The organism is Umboniibacter marinipuniceus (assembly GCF_003688415.1).
Taxonomy (GTDB): Bacteria; Pseudomonadota; Gammaproteobacteria; order Pseudomonadales; family DSM-25080; genus Umboniibacter; species Umboniibacter marinipuniceus.
This window is the reverse complement of the sequence record NZ_REFJ01000002.1, coordinates 125,969-142,201: the sequence shown is the minus strand read 5'-3', so window position 1 is coordinate 142,201 and position 16,233 is coordinate 125,969. Positions and strand designations below refer to the sequence as shown.

General features: G+C 49.9%; 17 protein-coding genes and 2 tRNA genes. 5 read left to right on the top strand and 14 right to left on the bottom strand.

Annotated features, from left to right (window positions below; all coding sequences use genetic code 11):
• Position 1 precedes the first annotated feature (1 nt).
• The 12 genes from DFR27_RS04370 to DFR27_RS04315 form a co-directional block, all read right to left on the bottom strand.
• Positions 2 to 346, bottom strand: coding sequence for a PilZ domain-containing protein (locus DFR27_RS04370; RefSeq protein ID WP_121876256.1), 345 nt, complete (start codon positions 344 to 346; stop codon positions 2 to 4).
• Entirely contained in the window at positions 343 to 1,305 is a 963-nt protein-coding gene (locus DFR27_RS04365; RefSeq protein WP_121876255.1) for a hypothetical protein, read from the bottom strand. Before DFR27_RS04365 ends, DFR27_RS04370 begins: the two co-directional genes overlap by 4 nt.
• Positions 1,302 to 1,937, bottom strand: a complete 636-nt coding sequence (gene tmk, locus DFR27_RS04360) for a dTMP kinase (protein ID WP_121876254.1) — start codon at positions 1,935 to 1,937, stop codon at positions 1,302 to 1,304. The genes DFR27_RS04365 and tmk overlap by 4 nt, the downstream gene beginning before the upstream one ends.
• Positions 1,938 to 1,939: 2 nt before the next feature.
• Positions 1,940 to 2,944 carry an endolytic transglycosylase MltG gene (gene mltG, locus DFR27_RS04355; RefSeq protein WP_121876253.1) on the bottom strand — a complete coding sequence of 335 codons (1,005 nt, stop codon included), beginning with the start codon at positions 2,942 to 2,944 and terminating at the stop codon, positions 1,940 to 1,942.
• A complete protein-coding gene (locus DFR27_RS04350; protein WP_147434517.1) occupies positions 2,934 to 3,755 on the bottom strand; it encodes an aminotransferase class IV in 822 nt (273 codons plus the stop codon). Before DFR27_RS04350 ends, mltG begins: the two co-directional genes overlap by 11 nt.
• Positions 3,748 to 4,995 (bottom strand): beta-ketoacyl-ACP synthase II, encoded by a 1,248-nt coding sequence (gene fabF / locus DFR27_RS04345; protein ID WP_121876251.1) that lies wholly within the window; start codon positions 4,993 to 4,995, stop codon positions 3,748 to 3,750. The genes DFR27_RS04350 and fabF overlap by 8 nt, the downstream gene beginning before the upstream one ends.
• A 95-nt stretch (positions 4,996 to 5,090) precedes the next feature.
• Positions 5,091 to 5,330 carry an acyl carrier protein gene (gene acpP, locus DFR27_RS04340; protein WP_121876593.1) on the bottom strand — a complete coding sequence of 80 codons (240 nt, stop codon included), beginning with the start codon at positions 5,328 to 5,330 and terminating at the stop codon, positions 5,091 to 5,093.
• A gap of 131 nt (positions 5,331 to 5,461) precedes the next feature.
• Positions 5,462 to 6,199, bottom strand: a complete 738-nt coding sequence (gene fabG / locus DFR27_RS04335; protein WP_121876250.1) for a 3-oxoacyl-ACP reductase FabG — start codon at positions 6,197 to 6,199, stop codon at positions 5,462 to 5,464.
• A gap of 1 nt (position 6,200) precedes the next feature.
• Positions 6,201 to 7,130, bottom strand: a complete 930-nt coding sequence (gene fabD / locus DFR27_RS04330) for an ACP S-malonyltransferase (RefSeq protein ID WP_121876249.1) — start codon at positions 7,128 to 7,130, stop codon at positions 6,201 to 6,203.
• A gap of 29 nt (positions 7,131 to 7,159) precedes the next feature.
• Complete coding sequence (gene plsX / locus DFR27_RS04325) at positions 7,160 to 8,161, bottom strand: phosphate acyltransferase PlsX (protein WP_121876248.1); 1,002 nt, start codon at positions 8,159 to 8,161, stop codon at positions 7,160 to 7,162.
• A gap of 11 nt (positions 8,162 to 8,172) precedes the next feature.
• Positions 8,173 to 8,352, bottom strand: a complete 180-nt coding sequence (gene rpmF, locus DFR27_RS04320) for a 50S ribosomal protein L32 (RefSeq protein ID WP_121876247.1) — start codon at positions 8,350 to 8,352, stop codon at positions 8,173 to 8,175.
• A gap of 52 nt (positions 8,353 to 8,404) precedes the next feature.
• The gene (locus tag DFR27_RS04315; RefSeq protein WP_121876246.1) at positions 8,405 to 8,941 is read right to left on the bottom strand and encodes a YceD family protein; all 537 of its coding nucleotides are present in this window, start codon (positions 8,939 to 8,941) and stop codon (positions 8,405 to 8,407) included.
• 112 nt (positions 8,942 to 9,053) lie between these two features.
• Here DFR27_RS04315 and DFR27_RS04310 point away from each other — a divergent pair, with 112 nt between their 5' ends.
• Positions 9,054 to 9,644, top strand: coding sequence for a Maf family protein (locus tag DFR27_RS04310; RefSeq protein WP_121876245.1), 591 nt, complete (start codon positions 9,054 to 9,056; stop codon positions 9,642 to 9,644).
• 11 nt (positions 9,645 to 9,655) lie between these two features.
• Here DFR27_RS04310 and DFR27_RS04305 read toward each other — a convergent pair whose 3' ends face one another.
• Both DFR27_RS04305 and rluC read right to left on the bottom strand, forming a co-directional pair.
• Positions 9,656 to 10,306 (bottom strand): HAD-IA family hydrolase, encoded by a 651-nt coding sequence (locus DFR27_RS04305; protein ID WP_121876244.1) that lies wholly within the window; start codon positions 10,304 to 10,306, stop codon positions 9,656 to 9,658.
• The gene (gene rluC / locus DFR27_RS04300) at positions 10,306 to 11,256 is read right to left on the bottom strand and encodes a 23S rRNA pseudouridine(955/2504/2580) synthase RluC (protein ID WP_121876243.1); all 951 of its coding nucleotides are present in this window, start codon (positions 11,254 to 11,256) and stop codon (positions 10,306 to 10,308) included. Before rluC ends, DFR27_RS04305 begins: the two co-directional genes overlap by 1 nt.
• Positions 11,257 to 11,815: 559 nt before the next feature.
• Here rluC and rne point away from each other — a divergent pair.
• The 4 genes from rne to DFR27_RS04280 all read left to right on the top strand — a co-directional run bounded on the left by rne (position 11,816) and on the right by DFR27_RS04280 (position 16,210).
• Entirely contained in the window at positions 11,816 to 14,899 is a 3,084-nt protein-coding gene (gene rne, locus DFR27_RS04295; protein WP_121876242.1) for a ribonuclease E, read from the top strand.
• A 106-nt stretch (positions 14,900 to 15,005) separates the two neighbouring features.
• A tRNA-Ser gene (locus DFR27_RS04290) sits at positions 15,006 to 15,096 on the top strand.
• A 133-nt stretch (positions 15,097 to 15,229) separates the two neighbouring features.
• Positions 15,230 to 15,320 (top strand) — tRNA-Ser (locus tag DFR27_RS04285).
• A 212-nt stretch (positions 15,321 to 15,532) separates the two neighbouring features.
• A complete protein-coding gene (locus tag DFR27_RS04280; protein WP_121876241.1) occupies positions 15,533 to 16,210 on the top strand; it encodes a Bax inhibitor-1/YccA family protein in 678 nt (225 codons plus the stop codon).
• Positions 16,211 to 16,233: the final 23 nt, after the last annotated feature.

The window sequence follows — 16,233 nt, the reverse complement described above, 5'->3', positions numbered from 1 at the left end:
ATTATAGGGTATGCGTTGGTCGTGCTGACGACAAGGTTCCTGTGAGCAGCTGCTCAATATGCTGTTTTACGTTTTGCTCATCTTCGACGAACTGGAATCCAGCTCCAGCAGGCTTGCCCGTCTGAGCTCCTCGAGGTGTGAGCCAAACGACTTTTCCTGTCACACCAAACTTCTGAGGGTCGTCAAGAAAACTTAAGGCCAGAAAGACTTCATCGCCCATATTGAACTGACGATGCGTAGCGATAAATACCCCGCCATCCTTCAAAAATGGCATATAAGCCGCATATAACGAAGCGCCATCCTGAAACTTGTGATTTAAAAAACCGCCCGATCCTGCATTACTCATTCACTTAACCTTTTAATTGTTACATCTTCTTCTAAATGAAAATCAAACTTGCGACTCATCCGATACCAATCCATTAACAGCGTCTCAAGTGTCAACTGTGCGTTGGGGTTAGCACCCGATAATAAGCGATCATAGAGCGAAGTTAGTTTCGCTAAGAACGCAAACCAATTGTGATCAGGCTGATCAATCTGACGAATAGCCTCTTGAACATACGCTATCCACCAATAAATACAATCATCGATCTTAGTGGACGAGAACTTCTTCGCAGCCTGAAGTACATCGATAGATTGTTTCTCTGCTAATGCCAATAGCCAACGCTTTCGATCTGCATAGTCATCCGAAGCTAACAGTTCTACTAGCTGCAGAGGTGCGACCAGTGCCCGCTTGGCAAATAACCGCGGTAATTCCTCTACACCTCGAGCTGTTAAGAATTCGACCGTCTGAGCCTTGCTTGGAACGTCGAGCTGCTGTAATTGGGTCCGACTGCGGATAGTGGGTAGTAGTCTTCCGGGGCTGTTGGAATGCAACAAAATGTAGCAGTTACCTTGAGGTTCTTCTAAGGTCTTCAAGAGCGCATTTGACGCACTCAAATTCATTCTCTCAGCATCCTTAATAAGAATGACCTTAGTACCACACTGCGACGTCTTAACAACAAAATCAACGACGGCTTGAATCTGAGCAACCTTAATGACTGCCGACTTTTCCTCGGTCTGGATTACTTTGTAATCGGGGTGGCTACCGGCGGCAAACCAATTACAACTCTGGCAGCCGCACCCCTGCTCCCACTTATCCCGTTCGCAGAGCAGCGATTGAGAAAGGGTTGACGCCCAGAGATCACTTCCTATCCCCGGAGGACTCGCCAACAATAACGCGTGAGCGAGCGAGCCGGCCGTAGCCCGCTGCTTTATGTTATCGATTGAGCCCGCGATCCATGGGTAGTCAGCTAAAGATTCAATCATGCCGATGCGCAACCTAAGACCTTAGTTAGACCGCTAGCGATCTGTTCCTGAACTCCCTCAAGTTCTACCGAGGCATCAACGATTAAGAAACGCTCGGGATTTGCGGCCGCTCGGGCAAGATAGCCACTGCGCACTCGGTCGAAGAACTCAATATTTTCCTGTTCTATCCGATCAGTTTCACCGCGATTTTGAGCACGGGCCATGCCGATTCGAGGATCGAGATCAAGAAGGACAACAAGATCGGGACGCAGCGAGCCCTGGACAGATTGCTCTAGTTCAATGATAAAATCCGTCCCCAACCCTCGAGCAACCCCTTGATAGGCGTAGGTTGCATCGGTAAAACGATCACAGAGCACCCACGCACCGCGTTGCAGCGCTGGCTTAATTACTTGCTCTAAATGCTGGGCGCGTGCGGCAAACATTAACAGTAATTCAGCCGTCGGCGACATCACCTCGGAACGCTTAGTCAGTAGCAGCTCGCGAATTTCTTCAGCAAGAGGGGTACCACCGGGCTCGCGCGTCTCTATCACTTCCAGCCCCTGAGCACTTAAAAACTCAGCGATAAAGCGATGATTAGATGACTTACCCACGCCCTCGCCACCCTCGATGGTAATGAACTTTCCGGTACTCACAATTAGCGTCCCTTCAACTGATATTCACGTACTGCCCGATTGTGCTCTTCGAGCGTACGACTAAAATAATGGCTGCCGTCACCCTTGGCAACGAAATAAAGATAATCTCCGTCGCCAGGATTTACCGCCGCGATAACTGCCTCCCGACTTGGGCTTGCAATAGGTGTTGGCGGTAAGCCTCGAATCACATAGGTGTTCCAGGCCGTCGCTTCGCGTAGATCCCGCCGGCGAATATCACCATCGAAGCGATCTCCCATCCCATAAATAACGGTGGGGTCCGTTTGCAGTCGCATGCCCAAGTTTAACCTTGACGTAAATACGGCAGAAATCTCTGGACGTTCCGCTGCTACGCCCGTCTCCTTCTCGATAATTGATGCCAGGATCAGCGCTTCATAGGCCGTAGTAACCGCCGCAGTATCAGCTCTGTTCTCCCAAGCTTCGCTAAGCCATTCTTCCATTAGGCGCCTTGAGCGCTGCAATAATTCAAGTGCGCTATCGCCGCGATGAAAATAGTAGGTGGAGGGTGCCAGCCACCCTTCGGCTGACGCGGTATCTATATTCATCTGGTGGGCTAGTTCAATTGGCGAAACACCGTCGATATCATAGGAAAGCGCTTCATGCCCCTGAAGCAAGGCGATAATTTCGCGCACACTCATTCCTTCAATAATAGTGAGCTGGTAGCGTTTAACGTCACCGACGGCCAGTCGGTTCCAAATCACCTCGGCAGTTTCACCGGCGTTAAGTTGATACTCGCCAGATTGAACGGAAGCTATACCCTTCCAGCCTAACCAGCGCTGAAACCAGATGGATGAAGGCACTAGCTCCATAGCAGCCAAATCACGAAGAATCGCACGCTGCGATCTACCTGGGGCAATCGTATAGATTCTATCTTCTGTTAGCTGCGGCCCAGTCCACTGGTGCTGCCAATGGCGATCTACGACAAACGCCGCGGTAAATAACAGAAGCAGCCCCAAAATGAGGCCTATTAGCATTTTCTTAATCATCATTAAATCCAAGCTCTCTGGACAAGGCCTCAAAATTAAAGGTATTGCTAGGTGAGTAGTAGTGACTGTCAATCTGATCAACCGGACGGCATCCCATCAGCGCATTACTAACGTATACACTCGTAAAGCTGTCAAGTTCCCGGTAATGAATAGGTCTAACAACAACCTTCCATCCCTTTAGTTTGGCTTGCTCCAGGAGTGCCCTTCGCATCACACCGCCAACACCATACTCGCGCAAACAAGGCGTTACGATGCCTTCCAAGCCAATAAAAATAATATTACTACGCGTTGTTTCAATCACATCACCCTTTGAGGTGAGTAATAGTCCGTCACTCACCGAGTGAGTTGGTACAAGTGCTGCTAACTCCCTAGCGGCTTGACTATATTCTGGAGCGCTCACCATTTTTAAACCATGGGAAAAACTTCGCCGTGGTAGCTGCGTAGTTAAACGTCTGAGTTTTACTCCACTAGCGTCTGAAGTTAGTTCACTTCCCGCCCAGATCAAAAGGTGGCAAGGCGCCGCCCTATCCTGCGCGCCATACCCCCTCCCAGTTGAGCGCGGAGACCACTGTAAACGCAGCCACTGTATGCCCGTCAAATCCAGTGAGCGAATAAAGTTTTCAGCAACGTCAAGACTGACGCATAAACCCAGCTGTTCCGCCGCCTCGGTTACTCTCTGCCAATGATAGCGAAGTAGAGGAAGTTGATGGTCAATCACCCGTAGGGTTTCGAAGACTCCCTCGCCATACATCAATGAACGGTTGTCGCTGGGTATCGGTCCGTTCTCAACCCCGTCTATCCAGAACCTAGTCACCTAAATACCGAGTAAATAGAAGCGAACCATTAGTCCCGCCAAAGCCAAAAGAATTAGATAACGCCGAGTTAATCACCCTTTCTTGGCTGGTATGCGGCACAAAGTTTAAGTCGCAGCCTTCATCAGGATTATCTAGATTAATGGTTGGCGGTGCGACTTGGTCGCGAATTGCCAGCACACTGAAAATTGCCTCTACCGCTCCGGCGGCCCCTAATAGGTGACCAATCATTGACTTGGTGGAACTGATTGCGACTTGATCCGCATGATTACCAAGAACGGATTTGATTGCCAAGCACTCAGCAATATCTCCCGCCGGTGTAGAGGTACCGTGAGCGTTAATATAGTGCAACTCGTCTGGGTTCAAACCACCATTATTAAGCGCCATCCGCATTGATTGAGCAGCTCCAGCACCATCGCTTGGCGGTGAGGTAATGTGATACGCGTCATCGCTCATACCAAAGCCTGATAGCTCGGCGTAGATGCTTGCACCACGAGCCTTGGCGTGTTCCAGCTCTTCGAGAACGAGCATCCCAGCGCCATCAGAGAGAACAAAACCATCTCGGTCTTGATCCCACGGCCTACTTGCGGCGCCAGGGTTATCATTACGCGTAGACAATGCTCTGGCTGCGGCAAAACCGCCTAAGCCGACTTCGGTTGTTGCCATTTCGCCGCCCCCAGCGATCATCACGTCGGCGTCACCATATTCAATCATTCGCGCGGCAAAGCCAATATTATGCGTTCCCGTTGTGCAAGCCGTAGTGATGGCGACATTAGGCCCCTTGAGCCCATACTGAATTGCGACATTACCGGCAATCATGTTGATAATTGATCCTGGAACAAAGAATGGGCTCATTCTCCTAGGGCCTTTGGTATCGATAATCTGCCGTGCTGACTCAATGTAACCGATGCCGCCGATACCAGAGCCTATTGCTGCGCCACAGCGTTCACTATTCTCAGCCTCAAAGTCTATCCCCGAGTCATTAACAGCTTGGACGGCCGCAGCAATACCATATTGCATAAAGAGATCCATCTTTCGAGCATCCTTGGGCGAAAGATAGGGTGACACATCAAAGTCTTTAATCGACCCACCGAAATGGGTGGTAAAGGCACTCGTATCGAACTTCGTCAGCGATGCGATTCCGCTCTTACCAGCTAGTAGATTCGCCCAAGTAGTGGCGATATCGTTACCAAGCGGGGTTAGCCCCCCAACTCCAGTTACTACTACACGTCGCTTCGACATGGCTACTCCATTACACTAAAAATTATTGCTTAATCTAGCATAAAAAAAGCCGCAACTAGTAACCTAGTGCGGCTTCTTTTACTACAGAGACGATATTAGTCGTCTAGGTTTGCGTTGATGTAATCAACTGCCAACTGAACTGTAGTGATTTTTTCTGCTTCGTCGTCAGGAATTTCTGTATCGAACTCTTCTTCAAGAGCCATTACCAACTCAACAGTGTCTAGTGAATCTGCGCCAAGGTCTTCAACAAAAGACGCGTCTAGTGTGACTTCATCTTCTTTAACGTTAAGTTGCTCTGCGACGATTTTTACAACGCGATCTACGATGCTGCTCATAATATCCATCTTCTCCGATAGAGGTTAATGTTGCACGTTTTGTACGTGCTTATGAAATATAGGACGAGATATTACCCGTGATTGTGGACAGATTCCAGTGAAAAACCCCAAAAACTGTGACCACAAACACCCTACATGTACATACCACCATTCACATGAATAGTTTCGCCAGTAATGTAGGCGGCTGCATCACTTGCTAGGAATGCAACAACGGCGGCAATTTCTTCGGGCTGACCTAGGCGCCCAGCAGGCACATTAGACAACATCATCGCCTTGTGCTCTTCGGTTAATTCATCGGTCATATCAGTCTGAATAAAGCCTGGTGCTACCGTGTTAGCCGTAACGCCGCGCGAACCTAGTTCCTTTGCAACGGAGCGCGAGAAACCCTCTACGCCTGCTTTAGTGGCACAATAATTCGCCTGGCCAACATTACCCATCTGCCCCACAACGGAGCCAATGTTGATGATTCGACCCCAACGCGCTTTAGTCATACCGCGAAGACAAGCCTTGGTCACGCGATACACTGAGGACAAGTTGGTATTAATGACATCATTCCACTCATCTTCCTTCATCCGCAACATAATATTGTCTTTGGTGATGCCTGCATTATTTACCAATACAGTGGGAGCTCCGAAATCAGCGGTAATTTGCTTAATTGTTGCCTCAACCTGCTCTGCGCTGGTGACGTTCAACATCATTCCACAGCCGGTGATCCCTTCGCTAGCAAATCGAGCACTAATGGCCTCTGCACCAGACTCAGACGTTGCGGTACCAATTACCGTAAACCCAGCTTCACCTAGCGCCGCGGCAATAGCTTTACCAATGCCTCGGCTTGCGCCAGTAACCAACGCGATTTTATTCTCTGACATATTAATTCACCAATCCTAGTGCTTTTTCTAAACCCGCTGCATCTTCGAGGGACGCAACCTGTAGTCCACGTGATACCTTTTTATTAAGACCACAGAGAACCTTTCCAGTTCCACACTCAATAGTCGCTTCGATACCCGCATTAATCATAAACTCAACAGACTGCGTCCACTTTACCGCCGAATACACCTGCTCAACCATTAGCTGCTTGATGGTGTCTGCGGACGACTCAGTATTCGCTGTCACATTATGGACCACAGGGATACGAGGCGCTCGGAACTCTGTTGCGGCGATGTCTGTCGCTAGCGCTTCGGCTGCAGGCTTCATCATGGGAGTATGAAACGGCGCACTAACTGCCAACGGAATGGCTCGCTTAGCTCCGGCTTGCTTTGCGCCTTCAACCGCCGCATCAACCGCGGCGGCAGTTCCCGCAATCACTACCTGCCCAGGGCAGTTAAAGTTCACGGCGTGAGCATCGGCATCAGCGCATACACTAATAACTTGCTCATCAGTAAGACCAAGGATAGCGGCCATACCACCTTCACCTGCAGGCACCGCTGCCTGCATAAGCTCGCCACGGCGCTGAACCAACCTTACCGCGTCGGCAAAGTCGACTACATCGGCGGCAACCAGCGCTGACCACTCACCTAAACTATGCCCCGCTACGTAAGCAGGGAGCACTGTACTCTGCTGCTGCCAAATGCGAAACGCCGCTATAGAAGCGGTTAGCAATAAAGGTTGAGTCACGGCGGTTTGATTAATGGCATCTTGCTCGCCCTGCTGACAGAGCGCCCAAAGGTCGTAACCTAAGATGTCACTCGCTTCAGCAAAGGTTTCACCAACGATGCTATGTTGCTCAGCTAGCTCTGCTAGCATGCCAATTTTTTGAGACCCCTGTCCGGGAAAGACAAAGGCTAATGCTGCGTTATTCATGGGTTATTAAAACCTCTATAATTTTATGCTTAGTTAGCTTCTGTTGAGTGCTGAGATATCTGCGACTCAATTTGCTGGGGCAATTTTGCGTTAACCTCTCGGATAGCGCAATCAATTGCGGCGTAAAATGCCTCAACATTTGCCGATCCGTGACTTTTTACCACAACTTTCGACAAGCCTAATAAGCTAGCGCCATTATATCGCCGTGGATTTAGCCAATTCACTGCCTTGCGAAGTAGTAATTTGGTAAGCGGCGTAAATAAACGGCGCCAGCCCCGTGAAACCGACATACTAACGCGGTCGCGTAGGTGGAGCGCTAACCCCTCGGTCGTCTTCAGGGCAACATTGCCAACAAACCCATCGCAAACAATCACATCCACAGAGGAATCAAAAAGCTCATGACCTTCGATGAAACCGTCGAAGCAGATCGACTTGTTAGCACCAATCTTATCGGCAGCGCCGCGAACAACTGGATTCCCCTTTGACTCTTCACTACCCACATTAAGCAGCGCTACCCGTGGCGTCTTAACACTCCCGACTCCACGCGCCAGCGCATCCCCCATCACCGCAAACTCATGAAGCTGATCGGCACTAACAGTAAGGTTTGCCCCGCAATCAAGCAAAAAGAAGCAACCATCTTTTCGTGGGAGCTGAGCGCAAATAGCAGGCCGTTTAATCCCCTCCAAACAACCAATTAATTTACAACTCAAGGCTACGAGTGCACCAGTATTACCAGCGCTCACAGCGCCGTCAGCTAAGCCTGACGAAACCTGTTCCAAGGCCACGCGCATGGAACTGCCAACGGCACCGCGAAGCGCTTCGCCAATAGAGGCACTTTGAGTGATAGTAGTAGCGGCGGAAACAATTCTGAAACGATGGTGATAGAGCGAGCTAGTGTAGGCTTGAATAGCCTGAGGATCACCCACGAGATCGAGGGTTAAGAAAGGAAAATGCTCCAATGCCATCATACAGGCAGGAACAGATGTGCGGGGACCGAAATCCCCGCTCATCACATCAATCGCTAAGCGCATTGACTAACAGCTTACTCGCCGTCAGTGTCTACAACTTTGCGACCACGGTAGAAACCGTCAGCTGATACGTGGTGACGAAGGTGCTTCTCGCCAGTTACTGAATCAACTGATAATGCATTACCTGTTAGTGCATCATGTGAACGACGCATACCGCGACGTGAACGTGTTTTCTTACTCTTCTGAACAGCCATTGATCATAGCTCCAAAAATCGTTGTGACTTCAATTCTAGCGACGTTTAAGAATTACTTCTTTAACTTCGCCAAAACACTAAATGGGTTTTCAACATCAAGCTCAACACTTGCGTCGGCCTTCCCGGGGCCAAGTTCAAACGACGCACTACCTTGGCAGTGCGCGACATCATGCTGACTCACTTGCGGAAGCACCAACAGGATCTCATCAGAGAGAACCTCCCAAATACTTACCGCATCGTCGTCGAGCACTACGGGCTCGACATGTCGTGGGACGATTTTCGCAATTTCATCATCGCGAACGAGCATGACCTCGCAATCTACCTCAATCGGGTAACGATAACCCTCAAGACATCGCTGACATTCTATCGTTAGCTCAGAACGCATTTCAAGACGCAACCAACGGTGACGAGCTTCATTACGCCGGAACGTTGCCGTTACCGGTAGTAAATCACCCGCCTCACGAGTCATCGTATCGAGGCGCTCTAGTTTTGCCACGGGGACAAAACCTTCTAAACAAACATCATGATCAGCCATCTTGCGACCATCAACATGATCGGGTAGCTGTCGGTTCAATTGTTCCTCTGACATAGGCGCGGCATTCTATTGATAGTCAACGAACAAGTCAAAGGGAAATCTACTTGACGACTAAGGTAAACCCCTTAATATCCCTTCAACCACTAAATTTAACGGTACCCGTATTATGACATACAAACTCACGCTTGCATCGACTTCTTCAAGTCGAAAAGCACTTCTAGCTCAAATTGGCGTGATTTTTGACTGTCAGAGCCCCGCTGCGGACGAATCCGTAATCACTGGCGAGCCGCCCGCTCAGCGAGCAGCCCGACTTGCGACACTCAAAGCCAATTCAATTCCAAGCACCGAAGCAAACCACTGGATTTTGGGTAGCGACCAGGTCGCTACCTGCAACGGCAAACTACTCCGCAAACCGCTCACCAAAGAACTTGCGCTTGAACAACTACAAATAAGTCGCGGCAACTGGGTAACTTTTCACACCGCATTCACGCTATGCGGCAACGGTGAAACCCTTGAGCACATGGTTGAATCGCGAGTTAGATTCCGCGCCGACACCCTCGACAGCGAACTTTGCCGTTACATTGAGCTAGATGACCCCTTATATTGCGCCGGCAGCTTTAAGACCGAATCCTTAGGACCACTCATATTCGACCAGATTGACGCAAGCGACCCTACTGCGATACAAGGGCTACCGCTTATTACCCTAGCAAGAACCCTTCGAGAGATTGGCATTAACCCACTGGGGGTATCGAGTTAGATTAGGAAGGCCTACGCTATGCTTTGAGCCAGATGCCTGATTAGCACCTGCTCCAACTCGCTGTAACTGCTCACAACACGGTGAGCACCCGCAGCAATTAATTGCTCGCGTGAACCAACCCCCCAAGTCACGCCTATGGTATGCGCTCCCGCCGCAACACCCATACCAACATCCAAAACGCTATCGCCAATCATCACCATCTCTGATTCAGCAAGTTCAGCGTTAAGCTGAAACAGCATTTCCGGCGATGGTTTTGACTCCGCTTCCGAGGCGGTCTTCGTGGCGACAAAACGCCGACTATAACCCAGGCTCTCGAGAGCAAAATCTAAACCCTCACGACTCTTACCCGTGGCGACAGCTAACTGTACGCCGCTGAGCGCCGCAATAGCGGATAGATGCTGATCAGCCCCCTCGTATAAACGAGTGGCGCTGTCTAGACGAAAGCACCGACGATAACTCTCTGCGTAGCGCTGCTGTACTTCCGTTGATTCCTCCGGATAGAGCGCAGCACAAGCTGCCGATAGATTCATACCAATAATTGCGCGGTAGCGTGCCGATGCTAAACACGGCAACTCACAAGCTATCGCCGCATCAGACAAAGCGCTAACAATAGCATCCAAGCTATCGCTTAGGGTGCCATCCCAGTCATAGACTATAACCATTAAGCGCTGACCCTAAGATTCTTAACCACCGCATCTAGGCGTTCATCTAACGGCGCTTCGAAGATCTTCTGCTCGCCATCAGGAAGCGTAATGACTAGGCGCCATGCGTGCAGGAAAAGTCGATTCAAGCCCTTAGTCTTCATAAACCTAGCAAACTCGTCACTCCCGTACTTAGGATCACACGCAATGGCATGACCCGCATACTGAGTGTGCACGCGAATTTGATGAGTTCTTCCCGTAACGGGTTTAGCCTCAATCAAACTCGCTCCCGCCAAGCTCTCGATCAACTGGAATTTTGTCAGCGAAGCCTTACCAGACGGACTTACACGAACCATCCGCTCACCTGACTGCAGGGTATTTTTTTCAAGCGGCGCATCAACCTTGAGTTTGCGCTTAGACCACTGCCCTTCAACCAGCGCAAGATAACGCTTATCAACACCATCCTGCTGAAGCTGTTTATGAAGCCAAACGAGCATGGCCCGTTTTTTCGCCACCATAATCAAACCGCTGGTATCTCGATCCAAACGATGGACCAATTCCAAAAACTTCTGATCAGGTCGAAGTTGACGCAGCGCCTCAATCAACCCTAATGAAATACCTGAACCACCGTGCACGGCGATACCAGACGGCTTATTCACCACCATCAAGGCATCACTTTCAAACACGATTGCACTTTCGATAGCAGTTAGAAGACCGGAGCTTGCTACCGCTTCGACTTTTTCGCTAATACGAATAGGTGGGATACGAACCACATCATCGTTCGCTAAACGATACTCAGGCTTAACACGCTTCTTATTGACTCGCACCTCGCCCTTGCGGAGTATTCGATAGATACGACTCTTCGGCACACCCTTGAGGACTGCGATGAGAAAATTATCGAGGCGCTGTCCCGCCCGATCATCATTAATGGTGACGAATTGAACAGTGTCACTAATTACTTTATCTGTCATATCGGCAAGTTTATCAGATAGATGTCGTTAAGGTTCAACTTATGTATTGCTATCTTTGACCCCACACACTTCCACATGACTAGAATTAGTGGTATAGTCGCGAGTCGCTGTAATATGTACTCCGAATAAAAGCATCCGTTAAACATGAACGGATTGGTAGTCGGAAAGCGATTTCGAGGTGGTAGCTAGATCCCTCAACGGTTTTTAATGATCTAGGCTCGAAGACAAAATTTTTAGGTAAATTGCTGAGGCAGTTTACATGTTAAGTAAAGGCGAAAACGCCGAAACGTCCCAGGCTGGGCGTAATATTAGATTCACACTTCAACGTAAGCTTATCGAGAAATTCCAACGATAAGCAGCTGCTTAGAAACTTAGGCAGAGGCGTTTTGGTTTAAGATGACACGTCAGTCGTACTAAAACTGACGATAAAAACTGGATCATTCTGTTAACTCAGAATAAGTTGACCCTACCTGCCCCTCAGCGCGCAGTCATGCTGGTCAGCACCCCTAGCCGGGCATTCGACGCGACATCGCCACTCATATAGTGAGCAATAGAACGCATGAAAAGAATGCTAATAAACGCTACACAGCAAGAGGAATTGCGTGTAGCTCTCGTAGACGGACAACGTCTGTTCGATTTAGATATTGAAAATCGTACTCGCGAGCAAAAAAAATCAAACATCTACAAAGGTAAGATCACCCGCGTAGAGCCTAGCCTCGAAGCCGCATTCGTTGAATACGGTGCAGAGCGACACGGCTTCCTGCCGCTAAAGGAAATTTCCCGCGAATACTTCAGTAAACAGAGCCAGGGTGAATCTGGCCGTGGAAAGATCAAAGATCTTGTTCGCGAAGGAACTGAGGTTATCGTTCAGGTAGACAAAGAAGAACGCGGCAACAAAGGCGCGGCACTTACCACCTTCATCAGCCTGGCTGGTCGCTACTTAGTATTGATGCCAAACAACCCTCGCGCTGGAGGTATCTCAAGGCGTATTGAGGGCGAAGAGCGCGCCCAACTTCGCGATGCGATGTCCAACCTGTCTTCACCGGATGGCATGGGAGTCATTGTTCGTACCGCCGGTGTAGGACGTACGTCTGACGAACTCCAATGGGATTTAGATTATCTGACTCAGGTTTGGACCTCAATCAAAGCTGAAGCTGACGCAGCGAAAGCACCGCACTTCCTCTTCCGCGAAAGCAACGTTATTCTTCGCACCATTCGCGACTACCTTCGTAACGATATTGGCGAAGTACTTATCGATAATAAGGAAGCGTTCGACCTTGCATCACTATTTGTTAATCAAGTGATGCCTAATTCTCGCCATAAGATCAAACTTTACGACGACCCAATTCCGCTGTTCAATCGCTTCCAAATCGAAAGCCAGATTGAAACGGCCTTCCAACGCGAAGTCTCACTTCCATCAGGCGGCTCGATCGTCATCGATCAAACGGAAGCACTCGTTTCAATTGACATCAACTCTGCGCGTGCAACGCGCGGTTCTGACATTGAAGAGACTGCTGCGAACACCAACCTTGAAGCAGCCGACGAAATCGCCCGTCAGCTGCGATTGCGCGACATTGGCGGGTTGATCGTCATCGACTTTATTGACATGAGCGCTGCTAAACATCAGCGAGCTGTAGAGAACCGAGTTCGTGAAGCCCTCACAGTAGATCGCGCGCGCACACAATACGGGAAAATTTCACGCTTTGGTCTGATGGAAATGTCACGTCAGCGCCTGCGTCCGTCGTTGGGCGAGACCATGGGCCACGTTTGCCCACGCTGTTCTGGCGTAGGCACCATCCGTGCCACCAAGTCACTCGCGCTGTCTATCCTGCGTCTAATCGAAGAAGAGGCTCAGAAGGAGCATTCAGCCGAAATTCGCGCTGTAACCCCTGTCGAAGTAGCAACCTTCTTACTTAACGAGAAGCGTAAAGCTATTTCAGACATCGAGTCACGTCATGACTCTCGTGTTGTGATAGTACCGAATCAAGAGCTTGTTACCCCACACTTTGAAGTACTTCGACTTCGTGAATCTGATGCCGAGGCAGGCGCATTGAGCTTGAGCATCGGCCTGAGCGACGAAGCTTCACAAACACTCGCCGCTGCCGAGCCCACTGAAGTCAGCATGGCTGACATCGACTCGCCAGCAGTCAAGAACGTGGTACCAACATCGAAGCCGCCTTCGCGTCAAACACTGGAAAAGGCCAAAGAAGCCGAAAAGCCAAAAGGTCGCCAGAATAACCGTCGCAAACCTAAAGCAAAAGCAGAACCAAAGGGTTTATTCGCACGAATCTTAGCCTGGTTTACTGAGGAAGAAGAAACGAAGGAAGCGCCAAAAAACGGTTCACGTCATCGCAACCAGCGTAATTCTGGCAGACCAGCTCGCCCGAATGACCGCAACCGTCGCAACCGCAACGAAGGCTCTCGCAACAACAAGCGCCGTGGCAACCGCAACCGTCGTGATCACTCTACCGAGCAACCGCCTGAAGTCACTACAGTGATGGGCGCCGATAGCAGCCCGAACGAAGCTAAATCACGCCCGGAAGCTAACGACTCGCGTCCCGCTAAGCGCCCTCAGAATAAGCGCCCGCGTAATCGTCAGCGTAATCGTTCGAATGCACCCGTGGCGGCACCAGAAGCTGTAGAGAATTCAGCAGTTTCTACCGAGCAAACGCCAACCACGGCGACGGAGAAGAAAGTTGAAGCGAAGAAGCCTGAGGTAGAAAGCACACCTACCCCTAGCTTCGACGTAGCAGAGATTGCAATTGTTACTGACAAGAGTGAAAAAACATCGCGTGAGCGTAATGGACGAGTTGACGCTCGCCCTCGCAATACCAAGGAGCTGCCGGTTAACGACTTGACTGCACCGAAGCCTCCTCGCTCGCCGCGAAAAGAACGCTCTGGTGACGAAGAAAAGCACGCTGAAGCCACTAACAACGCAGACGCAGTGAATGACACTGAGGTAGCGAACGGAACAGCTGTTACCTCCACTCCGGACACTGAAGCAACTCCTGTTGTTTCGGCTCCTGTCGAAGTAGCAGCCGCTGCCGAAGTAGAAGCTCCTGCCGAAGTAGAAGCTCCTGCTGAAGCAGAAGCCGCTGCCGAAGTAGAAGCCGCTGCCGAAGTAGAAGCTCCTGCTGAAGTAGAAGCCGCTACCGAAGTAGAAGCTCCTGCTGAAGTAGAAGCTCCTGCTGAAGTAGAAGCTCCTGCTGAAGTAGAAGCTCCTGCTGAAGTAGAAGCCGCTACCGAAGTAGAAGCTCCTGTTGAAGTAGAAGCTCCTGTTGAAGTAGAAGCTCCTGTTGAAGTAGAAGCCGCTGCCGAAGTAGAAGCCGCTGCCGAAGTAGAAGCTCCTGTTGAAGTAGAAGCCGCTGCCGAAGTAGAAGCTCCTGTTGAAGTAGAAGCCGCTGCCGAAGTAGAGGCAGAAATCGAAGTCGCAACAGCAGTTGAAGCTCCGGCGCCAGTAAAGCGCTCAGCTCGCGAATTGAAACGCCCCGTTAACGACCCTCGTGTTAACGCCAAGGCAGCTGACGTTGAGGTCGTTACACTCACCGAAGTTAGCTACCAAGACGGTGCGGCACCGAACCCAGTTCCGGAACGTGAAAAACGAGTATTGAAGCGCCCTGCTAACGACCCTCGCGGTCAATAGCAGCTAGAATAATCAGTGGCTTTGGCACGTAAGCCACTGATTTTACATTATTTTTTAAAAAGTACTTGCCTAGAAAAAAACGCTCGCTATAATAGCCAGCGTGTTCGGAGAGATGGCTGAGTGGTCGAAAGCACCGGTCTTGAAAACCGGCGACGGTTAGTAGCCGTCCTAGGGTTCGAATCCCTATCTCTCCGCCATATCCAAAGGGACCTATTAAGGTCCCTTTTTTATTAAAAGTACTTAAACTAAGTTCTTTTATATTGGGAAGCGCATCATTTTTTGAATAGTTCTTGCCAAGTAAAAAACGCTCGCTATAATGGCGGCGTGTTCGGAGAGATGGCTGAGTGGTCGAAAGCACCGGTCTTGAAAACCGGCGACGGTTAGTAGCCGTCCTAGGGTTCGAATCCCTATCTCTCCGCCATATCCAAAGGGACCTATCAAGGTCCCTTTTTTTGCTTTAGTAAATCATATCCTCGCAGTTCACCCTGAAAAACACTGCAATTTCAATCACGTTTTGTCACTTCCTCTATATTTTTATTCACTTCGGTTTTTCCCACGAAAAAACCTTTAAATTGCCCATCGCTGACCCCATAATAGAGAGAGAAACTATAAATAGCTTCAGGAGCTACAACTATGCAAGATCAGATTTCTAATTACGCTCAGCCTTCAGCGCTGGCGACCAATAAGGTGCTTCGAAACACCTACATGCTACTTAGCATGACGTTAGCGTTTTCGGCTATCTGCGCTGGCGGTGCAATGGCAATCGGCCTCGGCCGTGGCGCCGCTCTAATGATGATGATTGCGGCAATTGCCCTAGTTTGGTTCGTATTGCCACGCACCGCAAATTCATCAGCTGGCCTTGGTGTAGTCTTCCTTTTCACTGGTTTACTGGGCGCGTCACTTGGACCAACCATTAACGCCTACCTTGGCCTCGCTGGCGGAGCACAAATTGTCCTTCAAGCTTTGGGCGGAACCGCCTTCATCTTCTTGGCGCTTTCTGCTTACGTCATTACGTCGAAGAAAGACTTCTCCTTCATGGGCGGTTTCCTTTTCGTTGGCTTGATGGTTATTGTCGTGGCATCGTTAGGTGGACTGGTTGCTTCGCTAATGGGCGTTAACGTATCGGTCTTTTCGTTAGCCATTTCAGGTGCTTCAGTGCTGTTGTTCTCAGGTTTCATTCTGTATGACACCTCACGAATCATCAACGGCGGTGAAACCAACTACATCATGGCTACCGTTAGCTTGTACCTAAGTATCTACAACATCTTCGTTCACCTATTGCACTTACTTGGTGCAATGAACGACGACTAAACAGAATTAGGCGGCGCAAGCCG